The following is a 15,215-nucleotide window of genomic DNA, read 5'->3' as shown; positions in this document are numbered from 1 at the left end:
CGGTTCTCCCTCGTCTGCTCGGTGTGACGTCGCCCGTCCATGGTGCGTCACGCGAGATCAATTCACTTTTGAATCGACCCTTTTGCCGCGCCGGACGACTCCGTCGGACGCTGTGGTCCTTCCCCGTTTTCTGGACACTCCGCGCATGCTGTCCGACAATCACCTCCGTGACGTCGTCCTTCGAGTTCCACACGTACCCCGCGCGGCCCTCGGACGCCGAGCGCGACAGGGCGCTGAAGGTGCTCCGTGACGGCGTCGCCCTCGGGCGTCTCTCGCACGACACGTTCATCCGGCGCATGGAATTGGCGCTCGCCGCCCGGCGGTCCGAGGAACTCGCCGTGCTCACCGCCGACCTGTCGACGGAGAGCCGCTGGTCGCGCCTGGTGTTCGGCACCGTCGAGGCGGTCTCCGGCTTCTCCGTGCGGCTGCGCAGGGCCTGGCAGGCCGAGCGGCTTCCGAAGCTCCAGCTGCCGCAGGCCAGAAGCGGTTACCCGCTGCGCATCGGCCGGGACCCGGCCAGCGGCCTCCGGCTCAACCACGAGACGGTCTCCCGCGTGCACGCCGAACTGAGCCGCCAGGGCGGGCTGTGGGTACTGCGCGACCTCGGCTCGACCAACGGCACGACGGTGAACGGGCGGCGCGTGATCGGCGCCGCCGTGGTGCGGGACGGCGATCAGGTCGCCTTCGGACGGATGGCGTTCCGGCTCGCGTCGGATTGATACAGACCACGACCAACTGCGTGCCGAGCGGGGAGACATGACCCCGCTCAGTGCCATCTGCGGCTCCCGGTGTCCCCTTGGGTTCCGCGTGTTCCCGCAGTGACGGGCGGGCGGTACGGGGTGCGCGAGCCGGCCTTGCTCACCCCGTCCGTCGGCGGGCGTGGCGGGCCGCCGCGACGACCGTGCGGGACTGGTGCTCGACCTGGTGCTCCAGCGGCACCCAGCGGGCGCGGAAGCGGGCGGCGAAGGCCTCGCTCCAGGTGGTGACGAGCCGTTCGAGGCGAGGGGCCGCCCGGTCGTCGGACTCCCGCAGGACCCGCAGCAGCATCGCCGCCGCCCGCAGGGGCAGGCGCCGGCCGAACGCGTCGACACTGCCGACGTACGCCACGGTGGTGTCCGCCAACGGGTCGTCCGCCCAGTCGCCGGCCAGCCCCGGCACCAGCTCCAGTGCCCACTTGGCGGCCCGCAGCAGCGGTCCTTCGGGACCCGGCAGCCGCGGCAGCGCCTCCGCGAGGATCCGCTGCACCTCGGACGCGTCCCGCTCCAGCCTGCGTGCCAGGTGCCGCAGGGCCGCCGCCGGGGCGGGATGGGGCGCGGGATCGTCCACGAGGTCGCTCGCCCACATCGGCACCTCGACCACCGCAGTCAGACCGCCGTACCGGTGGGCGTGGTACCAGGTGCTGTGCCGTGGGTCGTCGGGCATGCTCGGATACGCCGTGTACGAGCCGGGGGCCGGCATCACGTGGACACCCGGCCCCGACGCCGGCCAGCCGGCCGCGTCCGAGGGGCCGGTCTCGACCGGGATGTGCAGCTCGGCGGCGGACTTGGCGAACGGTTCCGCGAGACCCGGGACGTCCTTGGTCAGCTGCACCCAGCTGCCGCCCAGATCGGTCCCGTGCAGGGTCACCTGGAGGTAGGGCCGCAGTTCGTCGATGACCCCGAGGAGGGTCCGCGTCTCGGGCGGCAGCCGGTCGGGCGGCAGCACCGACGGGGACCACTCGGGCTGCTCGGGCCCGGCGGGACGGAAGAAACCGAGGTGGTAGTCGAGCAGGGTGCGTGGCGCCGGCGCCACATGCAGACTCGCGCCGTCCGGGTCCGCGCAGAGCAGGAAGTGCCACGAGGTGTCGGCCCGCAACTCCCGCTCCAGCAGAACCCGTTCGGCCAGGGACAGCAGCGTGGAACCACCGGTCTGCTCGTTCGCGTGGGCTCCCGCGACCACGAGCACCGCCCGGGAGGCGAGACCCACGGACAGCAGGTGCAGCGCCCGGCCCGCGCGCGAGACACCGACCTGCCTGAGCGTGCACAGTCCCGGCCCGCGGTCCGCCAGCGCCCGGGCCGACGAGAAGATCTCGGACACACTGAGGTAGCGCAGCTCCGGCAGTGGACTCACCCCCGACGTGTCCCGTCCGGCGTCGCCTTCGCAGTACTCCACGGACTGGGTGAAGTGTCAAGCAAACGCCCGGGCGGCTCCGCGGGGCGCCCGGGGGCACTCACCGGCGGCCGGAGCGACACGGGCCGCCACCGGCGCCGTACGCCCGCGTGCCGCCCCCTCCAAACGCGCCCGCGGGCGGCCGACGAGCCGTCCATCCCGCCTCGCCCTCACCACCGGTATCCCGGCGCCCCGTCCGCCGGCCGCCCCGCTCCGAGCCGCCCCGGACAGGGGCGTGGACGGCGACGCCGGGCCACGCGCGCGCCGCGCCGGGCGCCGGACCTGCGCCCCGCTTCCGCGGATCTGCCCGAACCTCCGGGCCGCCTCAGGTGACCTCTGACACCCGCTCGAGCAGCGCCACCGGCAGTTCCGCGAACAGCTCCCGCACGCGCGCGTGCCCCGCGAACTCCCGTCCCGGAGCCAGCACATCGGCCCACCGCCCCGGCGGAAGCTCCAGCCGGGTGTCCTGCCAGCCGCCCGCCTCCGCCAGCCGCAGCGACAGCCGCGTGACCGCGGCGAGCACCTCTCCGGAACGTACGAAGGCGAGGCAGTGCGCCGCCGCCGGGCCCGCCGCGGCGAGGGGCGCGTACGTCGCCGCCCCGCCGAACACCTCGGGGCGCCGACGCCGCAGCCGCAGGGCGGCCGTGGTGAGCGCCGCCTCGGCCGAGGGGTGCTCCTGCGGCGCGAACGGACGGCGGTTGTCAGGGTCGACCAGGGCCCGGTACTCACCCTCCGTGCCCTGGTAGACGTCCGGCACGCCCGGCATCGTCAGGTGGACCAGGGCCGCCCCCAGGGCGTTCGCCCGGACGTGCGGCTCGACGGTGGCCCGGAAGTCGTGCACGAGCCGTCCGGGAGCCCCGCACGGGCCCTCCGTGACGAACGCGGCCACCGCCTCCTCGTACGCGGGGTCCTGCTCGGTCCACGTGGTGTGCAGCCCCGCCTCCCTGACGTGCTTCAGCAGTGCCCCCTGCACCCGCTCCTCGTCCGCCGGGCCGAGCCCGAACACCGTCTGCCAGGCGGCCCACGCCACCAGGGGGTCGGGCCCGGCGCCCGGGCCGAGGCGGGTCACCTCGGCCAGGACGTCGTCCCAGCGCCCGGGGCACTCGGTGAGCACGGCGACGGCCGCGCGCACGTCGGCGCTGCGTTTCGTGTCGTGCGTCGACAGCACGGTCCCCGTGGCGGGCCAGTCGCGCTGCACGCGCGCGCAGTAGGCGTGGAACTCCTCCGGGGGCACCGACGGCTTCCCCGGGTTCCCGCCGACCTCGTTCGCCGACAGGAGCGGCACATGGCGGTAGAACGCGGTGTCCTCCATGGACTTGGCGCGCAGCGCGGACGAGGTCTGCGCGAACCTGGCGCGGAACTCCGCGTGCCCCGGCCCGTCACCGGCCCGCCCGAGCACCAGGTCCCGTACGACGTCCACGGCCTGCGCCTCCTCGGGCACCGTGAACGCCCGGCGCGCCTCGGCCGCGGCCTCCTCGGTGACGACGGAGGCGGCGTCCCCGGAGGCGTAGGGCCGGTAGACCTCGAGACGGACGAGGAGCTCGCGCAGCGCGGTGCGCAGCGCCCAGGGCGCGCGGTCGCGCAGCCCGGGCTCGGAGGAGGCCGCGCACAGCCGGCTCGCCGCGCGGGTGAGGCGCTCGACCTCGGTGGCCAGTTCGTGGGTGACGACCTCGTGGGCGGCGCGCCGCACGGTGGCCTCCCAGCGGCCGCCCCGATCGTCCTCGGGGGCCGCGAACCGGCGGAACCGGCCGAGGAGGTCCGCCGCGCCCGCCGGGTCCGCGAAGAGGCCGTCCACGTGGCGCAGGGCGTCGTATCCGGTGGTGCCGGCCACCGGCCAGGGCGCCGGCAGCGGTTCGCCGTCGGCCAGGATCTTCTCGACCACCGTCCAGCGGCCGCCGGTCGCCTCGTGCAGGCGGCGCAGGTAGGTGTCGGGGTCGGCGAGGCCGTCGGGGTGGTCGACGCGCAGGCCGTCGATCACGCCCTCGTGGAGCAGCGCCAGGATCTTCCCGTGGGTCGCCGTGAACACCTCCGGATCCTCCACGCGCACCCCGATGAGCTCCGAGATGCTGAAGAAGCGCCGGTAGTTGAGTTCGGTCCGGGCGAGCCGCCACCACGCGGGGCGGTACCACTGCGCGTCGAGCAGCTGTGGCAGCGGCAGGTCCGCGGTGCCTTCGCGCAGCGGGAACACGTGGTCGTAGTAGCGCAGCACGTCACCGTCGGTCTTCAGCCGCCCGATCTCGTCGCCGAGCGGTGCTCCGAGCACCGGGAGCAGCAGCCGGCCGTCCTGGGCCCGCCAGTCGATGTCGAACCAGCGCGCGTAGGGCGAGTCGGGGCCCTCGCGGAGCACCTCCCACAGGGGGCGGTTGTGGCGCGGGGCCATCGCCATGTGGTTCGGCACGATGTCGACCACCAGCCCCAGGCCGTGCTCCCGCGCGGTACGGGACAGGGAGCGCAGGCCCTCCTCGCCGCCGAGTTCGGCCCGTACGCGCGCGTGGTCCACGACGTCGTAGCCGTGCAGCGAGCCCGGGACGGCCTCAAGGACGGGGGAGAGGTGCAGATGGGAGACGCCGAGCGAGGCCACGTACGGCACGGCCGCCGCCGCGGCCGCGAAGGGGAACTCCGGCTGCAACTGCAGCCGGTAGGTGGCCGTGGGTACCGTCACCGGGTCAGGGCGCTCAGATGTCATGCAGACCTACGTACCCGCCAGGCCGCCCTTCGTGTCATGGACTCACGCGGACGTACGCGCGCGGGTGGCCGGTTTCGAGCGGCCGAGGTGCGCGGCGACCGCGTCTGTGGAGTCGTCCGCCCGCCGCCGCGTCCGCCCGCCGCCGCGGCGCGCGCCGCGGCCGTCGCCGGAAGCGGCCGCCCCGCTGTGACGGAAGGGCACGGCACATGGCGGGCGTCCTCGCGGAACGCCCCGCCACGCGTGCGTGCCCCTCCGTCACCGGCTCCGCGCTAGGCGGGCCGCTGCAACACCGTCATGCTCCGGTCCACCAGGGTCAGCCGGTCGCCGGCCTGGACCTTCTGGCCGGTGCCCGGGGGCACCCCGTCGGCGCGTGCCGTGTCGACGATCACCTCCCATTGCCGTCCGTGATCGACCGGGATCGCGAACTCCAGCGTCTTCGGCGAGGCGTTGAACATCAGCAGGAAGGAGTCGTCGGAGATCCGCTCCCCCCGGGGGCCCGGTTCGGAGATCGCGTGACCGTTGAGGAACACGGTCAGCGCCCGCGCGTGCGCCGAGTCCCAGTCCTGCTGGGTCATCTCCTTGCCCTCCGGGGTGAACCAGGCGATGTCCGACAGGTCGTCGTGCGTGCCCTCCACCGGCCGACCGTGGAAGAAGCGGCGGCGCCGGAAGACCGGATGGTCCCGGCGCAGCCACACCATCGCGCGCGTGAAGTCCAGCAGCGGGCTGCCGTCCTCCGGCCAGGGCACCCAGGACAGCTCGCTGTCCTGGCAGTAGCCGTTGTTGTTGCCGCTCTGGGTGCGCGCGAACTCGTCCCCGTGGCTGAGCATGGGAACACCCTGCGAGAGCATCAGGGTCGCCAGGAAGTTGCGCATCTGGCGGGCCCGCAGCTCCAAAACCTCCGGGTCGTCGGTCTCGCCCTCGGCCCCGCAGTTCCAGGACCGGTTGTGGCTCTCGCCGTCGCGGTTCTCCTCCCCGTTGGCGTCGTTGTGCTTCTCGTTGTACGAGACGAGGTCGTGCAGGGTGAAGCCGTCGTGACAGGTCACGAAGTTGATCGAGGCCAGGGGACGGCGGCCGTCGTCCTGGTAGAGGTCGGAGGAGCCCGTCAGCCGGGAGGCGAACTCCGCGAGAGTGCGCGGCTCGCCCCGCCACATGTCCCGCACCGTGTCCCGGTACTTGCCGTTCCACTCCGTCCACAGCGGCGGGAAGTTGCCCACCTGGTAGCCGCCCTCGCCGACGTCCCACGGTTCGGCGATCAGCTTCACCTGGGAGACCACCGGGTCCTGCTGCACCAGGTCGAAGAACGACGACAGCCGGTCCACCTCGTGGAACTGCCGGGCCAGTGTCGCCGCCAGGTCGAAGCGGAAACCGTCGACGTGCATGTCGGTCACCCAGTAGCGCAGCGAGTCCATGATGAGTTGCAGGACGTGCGGGGAGCGCATGAGCAGGGAGTTGCCGGTCCCGGTGGTGTCCATGTAGTAGCGCGGATCATCGGTGAGCCGGTAGTACGACGGGTTGTCGAGCCCCTTGAAGGACAGCGTGGGACCCAGGTGGTTGCCCTCGGCGGTGTGGTTGTAGACCACGTCGAGGATGACCTCGATCCCCGCCTCGTGCAGCGCCCGGACGGCCGACTTGAACTCCAGGACCTGCTGCCCGCGGTCGCCCCAGGACGCGTACGCGTTGTGCGGGGCGAAGAAGCCGATGGTGTTGTAGCCCCAGTAGTTGTTGAGGCCCATCTCGACGAGGCGGTGGTCGTTCACGAACTGGTGGACGGGCATCAGCTCGAGGGCCGTGACCCCCAGTCCGGTCAGGTGTTCGATGATGGCCGGGTGGGCCAGCGCCGCGTAGGTGCCGCGCAGTTCGTCGGGCAGCGCCGGGTGTTTCATCGTGAGGCCCTTCACGTGGGCCTCGTAGAGCACCGTGTGGTGGTACTCCGTGCGGGGGCGCCGGTCGTCCCCCCAGTCGAAGTAGGGATTGACCACGACGGACGCCATCGTGTGCGGCGCCGAGTCGAGATCGTTTCTCTTGTCGGGCGCCCCGAAGTGATAGCCGTACACCTCCTCGCCCCATTTGATCTCCCCGCTGATCGCCTTCGCGTACGGGTCGAGCAGCAGCTTCGCGGAGTTGCAGCGCAGACCGCGCCCCGGTGCGTACGGACCGTGCACGCGGAATCCGTAGCGCTGTCCCGGCATGACGCCGGGCAGATACGCGTGCCGTACGAACGCGTCGGTCTCTCGCAGCTCCACTGCTGTCTCCGAGCCGTCGTCGTGCAGCAGACACAGTTCGATCCGGTCGGCGGCCTCCGAGAAGACCGCGAAATTGGTGCCGGCGCCGTCGTACGTCGCGCCGAGTGGATACGCCTCTCCAGGCCAGACCTGCATGGATACGACTCTCCCAGTAGTGCTGTGCCCCGGGGGGCGACTCCGGGCCGAGTCTCCCCGAAAGTGATGGAACCTCCTAGGACTTACCTCCCTCTTACCCAATGACCAGGGCATACGCGTGATGCCCAGCCAGTGGGGCTCGAAGGACTCCTGGCGACACAGGAGGAGCAGGGGGAGAATGTGCGCAAAATAGTGCACCGCCATCTCGGCAAGATGGTGGCCGGTGCGGCCATCGCGGTGGCCGGGACGGCGGCGATGGTCGCGGTGACCCTGCCGGGCTCGGCGGGGGCCGACGACTCGGACGCCGGCAAGGGGACGGGCCGGTCCTCCCAGCAGACCGGCGCGACGGCGCAGGGGGCGGCGCAAGGAGCGGCACAGCCCGGCGTCGTCGAGCAGGCGCCGGCGGAGGGCGACAAGGGCAAGGGGCGCGACCCGCTCACCGGGGACGAGATGAAGCGGGTGGAACAGCTCGCGCTGAACCGGCAGCTGCTCTCCTCCGGTGAGAACGTCGAGGGCGAGCGCGGCCCGCAGCGCATCGGCGTCAACCTCGCCGAACCCGAGGTGGACGAACTGGACGACCCAAGCGCGCCCCGCCGCGCCGAGGTGACGTTCTACGACTACAAAAATGACACACTCGTCACCAGGACCGTCAACCTCGACACCGGCAAGGTGGAGCAGACGGGCACGCAGCACGGTGTCCAGCCGCCCATCAGCCGCGACGAGATGACCGAGGCCGCCGAGCTGCTGATCGCCGACCCGCTCGGGGCGGGGCTGAAGGCCGACTACAAGGACGCCACCGGCAAGGAACTCACCTCGCCCGGTCAGCTGCTGCTCAACAGCATGGTCTACCGGGCGACTCCGGGGGCCCAGCCCGCCGTACTGGCCGACTGCGGTGACCACCGGTGCGTACGGCTCTTCCCGAAGGTCCGGAACGGGCCCTGGATCGACAGCCGTGACCTGGTCATCGATCTGAGCGCCCGCAAGGTCGGCAAGCTCGGCTGAGCCGCGGGGCGGCCGACGGCCGCCGAGCAGCTCGCACCGGCCGACGGCCGACCGCCGTCCGGCCGCGGGCCGGCCTGTGCGGCCCGGCCCGTCTTCCGTGCTCGTCTTTCGTGCTCTTTGCAAGGGAGTCACTTCTTCATGCGCGTCAACAGAATCAGCCGTGCCCGCAGCCGGGCGGCGGTGGGCCTCACGGCTGCCGCGCTCGCCGTGGGCCTGACGACGGCCGGGGGGCCGGCCGTCGCCCAGCCCAAGGCCGCACCGACGGCCGCCGACTGCAGCGCGGCGTACAGGATCGAGCAGCAGCTCGCCACCGGCACCACCTGGCGGATGTGCTGGCACTACGAGAGCGAGGCCGGGCTCGTCCTGGAGAACATCTCCTACCAGCCCAAGGGCGAGGCCCAGCCGATCAAGGTCCTCACCAGCGCCAAGCTCGCCCAGATCCACGTGCCCTACGACGACGGCCGGGCCGAGTACAGCGACCTCACCGGCGCGGGCTTCGGCCAGGGCCTGGTGAACATGGCGCCCGGCGAGTGCCCCGGCGGCACCATCAAGACCGTCAAGGTCCCGGAGGCCTGGGACCCGGAGCACGCCAGCGTCAACGGCCTGTGCACCACCACCCGTTCACGGGGACACGCCTACCGCATGCAGGGCGACACCGCGAACAAGGTCTGGCAGACCCAGGGCAAGGACCTGCTCGTCTACACCGTCAACCAGGTCGGCTGGTACGAGTACATCACCGAGTGGCGCTTCCAGGACGACGGCACCCTCCACATGAACGTGGGCGCCACCGGCAGCCTCTCTCCCGGTGACTACGACGCCGGTGACGGCCGCGGCTGGCCGCTCGGCAAGAACGCCACCTCGTACGCCACCAGCCACAGCCACAACGTGTTCTGGCGGCTCAACTTCGGCCTGGACGGCTCCCCCAAGAGCAAAATCGAGCAGTACGACTCCGTCGTCACCCCGCCGGCGCGGGGCAACGAGGGGCCGACCAACAGGACGACCCGCACCAAGGTCACCAAGGAACTCGCGGGCAACGCCAAGAACATGCGCTGGTGGCGAGTCGTCAGCAACTCCGGCAAGAACAAGGACAACCACGCGCGTTCGTACGAGATCGTCCCCGGTGCCACCACCAAGTACCTGGGCCGTCCGTACACCAAGAGCGACATCTACTTCACCGAGTACAAGAAGTGCGAGCAGTTCGCCAGTGACAACCTGCGCAACTGCGGTACCGGAGGCGGCAAGTCCGTCGACAAGTGGGTCAACGGACAGACGCTCACCCACCCGGTCGTGTGGATGAACGTGGGCTTCCACCACGTCGCCCGGGACGAGGACCAGCAGCCCATGCCGGTCCACTGGCAGGGCTTCTCCATCGCCCCGCGCGACGTCACGGCTATGAATCCGCTCACTCCCGCGGACCTCGCCGACCAGAACGGGCGTCCCCGAGAGGGCAGTTGAGAAGCGACCTGTCCATCGGGCTGCACCGCCGACCGCTCCCGGAGTACCCTTCCTTGATCGTTGAGTAGGGGAGAGCTCGGGGGAGCGGAAGGCGGTGCACGGGTGGGCTCGGGAGGGCTGGAGCTGCCTCCTGGTGACGAGAGTCACGAGGGGAACTCCACAGAGGTCCCGCCCGGCGCGGTGTCCCTGGCACGGCCGATGGAGATGGGCTCCATCGGCCCGGAACTGGACTGGGGCGCCGACGCCTGGCGCGAGGTGCGTACGCGCGCCCAGCGGGCCGGCCGGGCCTACATCTGGCTGAATCTGGTCGAACAGCGGCTCCGCGCGGTCGTGGCCGCCGTGCTGCGCCCCATCTACGAACCCGTCCACGGTGACGACTGGGTGGTCGCGGCGGCCGGGCCGGCGGGCCAGGAATGGGTGCAGCGCGCCGTCGCCGTACGCGAAGTGAGCCGCCGCAAGGGGTACTTGCTCGACCCGGCCGACGACAACGTCCTCAGCTTCCTGACACTGCCGCAGCTGCGCGAACTGATGGTGCAGCACTGGCCCTGCTTCGAGCCCTACTTCGACGAGCGCCGGGACGTCGAACTCGCCCTGGACGAGCTGGAAGTCACCCGGAACGTCGTCTCGCGCAACCGCGCGCTGTCGGAGGCCGTGCTGGCCCAGGCCGAGCGCGCCTCGGCCCGGCTCCTGGAGATCCTCGGCGCCGGCGGCGACGTACCGTCCGCGCGCCGGCTGCCCGTCGACGCGGTGGAGAACCTGGTCGGCGACCGGTACGCCGACGTGGTCGGCGTGCACTCGGACCGGGTCAGGCTGCTGCGGCAGTTCCCCGCCGAGGACCTCTTCGGCGGCGCCCGCCGCCTCGATGCCATCGGCATCGGCCTGAACCTGCTGGTGCAGAACTTCTCCGGGCGGCGCCTCGTGCGGCTCGCCGAGACGGGCTGCCGGGTGCGGCTGCTGTTCCTGAACCCCGCCTCCAGCGCGGTGAAGCGCCGGGAGCGCGAACTCGGCATCAAGCGCGGCGAGCTGAGCCGAGCCGTGGAGACGAACATCCTGCACATGCGCCGGGTCCGCGCCCGGCTGCGCGATCCGGGCGCCTTCGAGATCCAGGTCTTCGACGAGACCCCGCGCTTCACGGCGTACCTCGTGGACGGCGACGGCTCCGACGGTGTCGCCGTGGTGCAGTCCTATCTGCGCCGGACGCGCGGCATGGAGGCCCCGGTCCTGGTGCTGCGCGGCGGAGGACGCGTGCTCAAACCGGGCGACACCACCGAAGAGGGTCTTTTCCCCACGTACCGTGAGGAGTTCGAGGTCGCCTGGGCGGACTCCCGGCCGGTGTCCTGAAGGCGGCGCGGTCCGGTGGGGGGAAGGTGCCGTGAGGCTTCGGTGCCGCGGCCCGATCCGGTGGTTCGCGCCCCGGCGTCCCGGGCAAGCGGAATGCGGTCCTCGCGTTGTCAGTGGCCCGTGCGATCGTGGGGACCACTGGGGGAAAGCACCACGAGGAAGGGGGGCCGCCCATGGGCTGGCACCGGGAGCTGCTGATCGGCTTCGACCTGGAGACGACCGGGACGGACCCGCGCGAGGCGCGCATCGTCACCGGGGCCGTGATCGAGGTCAGGGGCGGGGAGCCGGTCGGACGCCGCGAGTGGCTGGCCGATCCGGGCGTCGAGATCCCCGCGGACGCGGTGGCGGTCCACGGCATCAGCAACGAGCGCGCGGCAGCCGAGGGCCGGCCGGCCGACCAGGTCGCCGACTCCATCGCGGCCGTCCTCGTCGGCTACTGGCAGGTGGGCGTCCCGGTCGTCGCGTACAACGCGACGTTCGACCTGACGCTGCTCTCCGCCGAGCTGCGGCGGTACGGGCTGCCGTCGCTGCGCGACCGACTCGGTGGTACGGACCCCGCCCCCGTCATCGACCCGTACACCATCGACCGCTCCGTGGACCGCTACCGCCGCGGCAAGCGGAATCTGGAGGCGGTGTGCACGGAGTACGGGGTCGCGCTCGACTCCGCCCACGACGCGCTGGCGGACGCGCTCGCCGCGGCCCGGCTCGCCTCCGCGATAGCCGGCCGCCACCCCAAGGTCGCGTCCCTCGGCCCGGCGGAGCTGCACCGCCGTCAGATCGAGTGGTACGCCGAGTGGGCGGCGGACTTCCAGAGCTTCCTGCGGCGCAAGGGGGACGAGGCGGCCGTGGTGGACGGCACGTGGCCGGTCCGGGACCTGGCGGACGAACGCGTCTGAGACGCCTCGGCCGTGACCCCGGCGGACCGGCGTCCGCGCACACCCCGCCGCCCGGCATCCATCGGCCCGAACGGCCGCCGGCGTCCGCCCCGCGTACGGGCCGCCGGCATCCGTCGCATGCCTGGCCGACGGGCAGCCGCCCCTCCCCCTGCGACCGGCATCCACCGCAGCCGGTGCGTCACCCCGGGCCGGAGCCCGCGGGGTGTCGTGCCGGCGGTGTGGCGAGCGGCGTGCCGTCCCGCGTGCCCCGCTCGCCCGACGCCTCGGGAGAGCGACGGCCGCCCACCGCGCGGTGGGCCTCGGGCGCCCGGTGGCCGCGCTCCACCGCCTGACCCCAGTACGTCCCGGCGACCATCAGCGCCGCGCCGAGACCGGTCAGCGGGGTGAAGTGCTCACCGGCGAGACCGATGCCGACCGCGGCCGCCCAGACCGGCTCGGTGCCCAGCAGCAGGCTGGCCCGGCTCGCCGAGGTCCGCTGGACGGCCCACGTCTGGGCGAGGAAGGCGAACACACTGCAGAACAGCGCGAGATACAGCAGTTGGGCCCAGCCCGCGGCCCCGACCCTGGTCAGGGTGGGCAGACCGCTCGCGGCGGGCAGCAGGAACACCCCCGTCCCCACGAGGGTCTGCACGGTGGTCAGCCGCAGCGGACGGATCGCGCGCCGGGCGATGAGCCGTCCGACGAGCGCGACGTGCACCGCCCGCACCAGCGCCGCGACGAGCATCAGCAGATCACCGGGACGCGGAGCGTGGAAGCCGTTGCCCGACATGAGCAGCCCCACGGCGAGCAGGCACACCCCGGCGGCGGCGTAGAAGGACGGCGGCAGTCCGCCGCGGTGGCCGGTGCGGTCCAGGAGCGGGGTGAGCACGATGGTGAGACTGATGATCAGCCCCGCGTTGGCGGCGCTCGTGTGCGCGACGCCATACGTCTCGACGACCAGGACGGCGGCCTGGGTGATCCCCAGCGGCACGCCGACGCGGATCTCGTCGCGGGTCCACCCCCCGGACTTCCGGTCGGCGGCGACCAGGCCGAGGCAGGCGAGCGCGGAGAGCGCGTACCGCGCGAAGAGCACCACGAGGACGGGCAGGACGGCGGTGGCCGTCCGGGCCGAGAGATAGCTGGAACCCCAGACGAGCGCGACCAGGAGAAGTACCGCATCGGTACGGCGGGAATCAGGCACGCGCCCACCCTGCCCCGACCTCGTCACTGAAGCCCAGAGCCACCTTCTTAAGCGACCCTTCAGTTTCCCTACACTGACCGCATGGACGAACGGCAGCTGCGGATCCTGCGGGAGCTGGGCGAACTGGGCAGCGTGACCGCGGTGGCCGAGGCGTTGCTGGTGACCCCGTCGGCGATCTCCCAGCAACTGCGGCTGCTCCAGCGGGCGATCCCCGTCCCGCTCACCGAGCGGCAGGGGCGGCGGCTGGTGCTCACGGACGCGGGCCAGGCCCTGGCCGGAGCGGCGATCGAGGTGGAGACCGCGCTGGAGCGGGCCCGGCACACCGTCGCCGAGTTCGTCGGCCGGCCGGACGGCGAGGTGTCGCTGGCGGCCTTCCACAGTGCGGGGTCGGCGTTCTTCCCGCTGCTACTCCGCGGGCTCGCCGTACCCGGCGGCCCGCGGCTCTCACTCGCCGACGAGGACGTCCCGCAGGACGACTTCCCGCCGCTGACCAGGCAGTACGACCTCGTACTAGCCCATCGCCTGGAACACGCCCCGGCCTGGCCGCGCACGGTGACCGCGACCACACTGCTGCGGGAGCCGCTCGACGTCGCCCTGCCCGTCGATCACCCGCTGGCCGCCAGGCGGCGGCTCGCGCCGCGCGACGTCGCCGACCAGCCCTGGATCACCGTGCACGACGGCTTCCCGCTCATGGCGACCATCGACGCCATCGCCACCGCGGCGGGCCGCCGCCTTCATCTCGCCCACCGCATCAACGAGTTCGCCGTCGTCGCCGAGGCCGTCGCCGCCGGTGGCGGCCTCGCCCTGATGCCGCGCTGGACGACGCGCCCGCACGCCGCGCTGGTGCTCAGACCGCTGAGCGGCGTCCGCGCCCGGCGGCACATCGACGTGCTCCACCGCCCGGAGCGCACGGCGCGCCGAGCCGTCCGCCGGGTCCTGGCCGAGCTGCACGAGGCCGCCGCGAAGATCCGGACCCGGGGCTGACCCGCGCGGTCTGGTGCGGGCCGCGGCCCGCACCAGAGCTCAGAAGGGATACCAGCGCACGGTCTCGTCGCCGTCCCGCAGCGACGCCACCCGCCGCTCGAACTCGGTGAGCGCTTTCGGACTGGCCGGCGCGTGCTGGGCGACCCACGCGCAACTGGCCGTCTCGCGGGCGCCGCGCAGCACACCGCAGCCCTCCCACGCGCGCACGTCCCAGCCGTAGGCACGGATGAAGGAGTCGTAGGCCCCGGCGGGCAGCCCGTAGCGGTCGCGGGAGAGCGCCATCACCACCAGGTCGTGCTCGCGCAGGTCGGCGGAGAAGGTCTCCAGGTCGACGAGGACCGGTCCGTCGGGGCCCACATGGACGTTGCGGGGGAGCGCGTCACCGTGGATCGGGCCCGGCGTCAGCCGCGGGGTCAGGGCGGCGGCGGCCGTCGCGAAACCGTCGCGGCGCTCCCGCAGATACGCGGCGTCCGCGGGGTCGATCGCGTCGCCGGCGAGCCGCAGCCAGCGCTCCACCCCGCCCAGCAGCTCGCGGGGCGGCAGGGTGAACGGCGGGGCGGGCAGCGCGTGCACCACGCGGAGCAGGCCGGCCAGATCCGCCGGCTCCGCGGGACGTACGGAATCCGGGAGCCGATGCCACACCGTCACCGGGCAGCCGTCCACCAGAAGCGCCTCGGGCTCGGCCGCGCGCACCGCGGGGACGTCCGCCTCGGCGAGCCAGGCGGCGACGGCCAGCTCCCGGCGCGCCCGGTCCAGCAGTTCGGCGTCGCGCCCCACCTTGATGACCAGGTCACCGGCGGCGAACACCGCGTTCTCCCCGAGGGCGAGAAGCCGTGCGTCCGCAGCCGCTCCCGGCAGCACCCCCGCCGCGGCCAGCACGTCCCGCGCCCGCGCCTCGTCCATCCTTCGCCTCCGTGGTCTCGCGTGCACGGCGTCCCGGTCACGCCCTGTTCCCGGCTGCGCCGCCAGGTGTCCCCGTGCGGCGCCGAGTTCCGGCCATCCGTCCGCCAGTGTCGCATTCGTACTGGTCGGAGCGGTCAGGAGGGATGACGCGCCGCCTTGACGCCGCGTCAGCCTGTCAGGACCATGACGGGGCCCTGTCCTTGGACGGGCGGCGCCGCAGCGACGACGAGACCCGGATCCGT

Annotated in this window: 11 protein-coding genes; 6 read left to right on the top strand and 5 right to left on the bottom strand. The window is 72.8% G+C overall.

The genetic code is table 11. The annotated features are described in order from the left end of the window. The first annotated feature begins 167 nt into the window (after nucleotides 1–167). On the top strand, nucleotides 168–719 hold the full coding sequence (locus AC0ZLC_RS01400; RefSeq protein ID WP_476749974.1) for an FHA domain-containing protein: 552 nt from the start codon (nucleotides 168–170) through the stop codon (nucleotides 717–719). Between the two features lie 139 nt (nucleotides 720–858). Here AC0ZLC_RS01400 and AC0ZLC_RS01395 read toward each other — a convergent pair whose 3' ends face one another. The 3 genes from AC0ZLC_RS01395 to glgX form a co-directional block, all read right to left on the bottom strand. Further along, nucleotides 859–2,109 (bottom strand): M14 family zinc carboxypeptidase, encoded by a 1,251-nt coding sequence (locus AC0ZLC_RS01395; RefSeq protein WP_476749973.1) that lies wholly within the window; start codon nucleotides 2,107–2,109, stop codon nucleotides 859–861. Between the two features lie 364 nt (nucleotides 2,110–2,473). Beyond that, entirely contained in the window at nucleotides 2,474–4,834 is a 2,361-nt protein-coding gene (gene treY / locus AC0ZLC_RS01390) for a malto-oligosyltrehalose synthase (protein ID WP_476749972.1), read from the bottom strand. Nucleotides 4,835–5,103: 269 nt separating this feature from the next. Continuing rightward, nucleotides 5,104–7,212, bottom strand: a complete 2,109-nt coding sequence (gene glgX, locus AC0ZLC_RS01385; RefSeq protein WP_476749971.1) for a glycogen debranching protein GlgX — start codon at nucleotides 7,210–7,212, stop codon at nucleotides 5,104–5,106. A gap of 180 nt (nucleotides 7,213–7,392) precedes the next feature. On the opposite strand from glgX, the gene AC0ZLC_RS01380 reads away from it, so the two are divergent. The 4 genes from AC0ZLC_RS01380 to AC0ZLC_RS01365 all read left to right on the top strand — a co-directional run bounded on the left by AC0ZLC_RS01380 (nucleotide 7,393) and on the right by AC0ZLC_RS01365 (nucleotide 11,906). Continuing rightward, nucleotides 7,393–8,214 (top strand): Tat pathway signal sequence domain protein, encoded by an 822-nt coding sequence (locus AC0ZLC_RS01380; protein ID WP_476749970.1) that lies wholly within the window; start codon nucleotides 7,393–7,395, stop codon nucleotides 8,212–8,214. Nucleotides 8,215–8,352: 138 nt separating this feature from the next. Then, nucleotides 8,353–9,669, top strand: coding sequence for a copper amine oxidase (locus AC0ZLC_RS01375; RefSeq protein WP_476749969.1), 1,317 nt, complete (start codon nucleotides 8,353–8,355; stop codon nucleotides 9,667–9,669). 102 nt (nucleotides 9,670–9,771) lie between these two features. Then, a complete protein-coding gene (locus AC0ZLC_RS01370) occupies nucleotides 9,772–11,010 on the top strand; it encodes an SAV2148 family HEPN domain-containing protein (protein ID WP_358853824.1) in 1,239 nt (412 codons plus the stop codon). A gap of 173 nt (nucleotides 11,011–11,183) precedes the next feature. Beyond that, on the top strand, nucleotides 11,184–11,906 hold the full coding sequence (locus AC0ZLC_RS01365) for an exonuclease domain-containing protein (RefSeq protein ID WP_476749968.1): 723 nt from the start codon (nucleotides 11,184–11,186) through the stop codon (nucleotides 11,904–11,906). Between the two features lie 178 nt (nucleotides 11,907–12,084). Here AC0ZLC_RS01365 and AC0ZLC_RS01360 read toward each other — a convergent pair whose 3' ends face one another. Continuing rightward, entirely contained in the window at nucleotides 12,085–13,086 is a 1,002-nt protein-coding gene (locus tag AC0ZLC_RS01360) for a DMT family transporter (RefSeq protein WP_476749967.1), read from the bottom strand. Nucleotides 13,087–13,167: 81 nt separating this feature from the next. Here AC0ZLC_RS01360 and AC0ZLC_RS01355 point away from each other — a divergent pair, with 81 nt between their 5' ends. Continuing rightward, nucleotides 13,168–14,070: a LysR family transcriptional regulator gene (locus tag AC0ZLC_RS01355; protein ID WP_476749966.1), complete on the top strand. Its 903-nt coding sequence runs from the start codon at nucleotides 13,168–13,170 to the stop codon at nucleotides 14,068–14,070. A 39-nt stretch (nucleotides 14,071–14,109) separates the two neighbouring features. On the opposite strand, the gene AC0ZLC_RS01350 is transcribed toward AC0ZLC_RS01355, so the two are convergent. Further along, entirely contained in the window at nucleotides 14,110–14,973 is an 864-nt protein-coding gene (locus tag AC0ZLC_RS01350) for a phosphotransferase enzyme family protein (RefSeq protein ID WP_476749965.1), read from the bottom strand. Nucleotides 14,974–15,215 lie beyond the last annotated feature (242 nt).

It is taken from the genome of Streptomyces sp. GLSS-08 (genome assembly GCF_056387915.1).
The sequence above is the reverse complement of the archived record's forward strand: the minus strand, read 5'-3'. Positions and strand labels throughout refer to the sequence as shown.

Excerpts from the sequence above, each read along its gene's own strand:
- treY (WP_476749972.1), bottom strand. The coding sequence starts at position 4,834 with ATGACATCTGAGCGCCCTGACCCGGTGACGGTACCCACGGCCACCTAC.
- glgX (WP_476749971.1), bottom strand. The coding sequence starts at position 7,212 with ATGCAGGTCTGGCCTGGAGAGGCGTATCCACTCGGCGCGACGTACGAC.
- AC0ZLC_RS01375 (WP_476749969.1), top strand. The coding sequence starts at position 8,353 with ATGCGCGTCAACAGAATCAGCCGTGCCCGCAGCCGGGCGGCGGTGGGC.
- AC0ZLC_RS01365 (WP_476749968.1), top strand. The coding sequence starts at position 11,184 with ATGGGCTGGCACCGGGAGCTGCTGATCGGCTTCGACCTGGAGACGACC.
- AC0ZLC_RS01355 (WP_476749966.1), top strand. The coding sequence starts at position 13,168 with ATGGACGAACGGCAGCTGCGGATCCTGCGGGAGCTGGGCGAACTGGGC.
- AC0ZLC_RS01350 (WP_476749965.1), bottom strand. The coding sequence starts at position 14,973 with ATGGACGAGGCGCGGGCGCGGGACGTGCTGGCCGCGGCGGGGGTGCTG.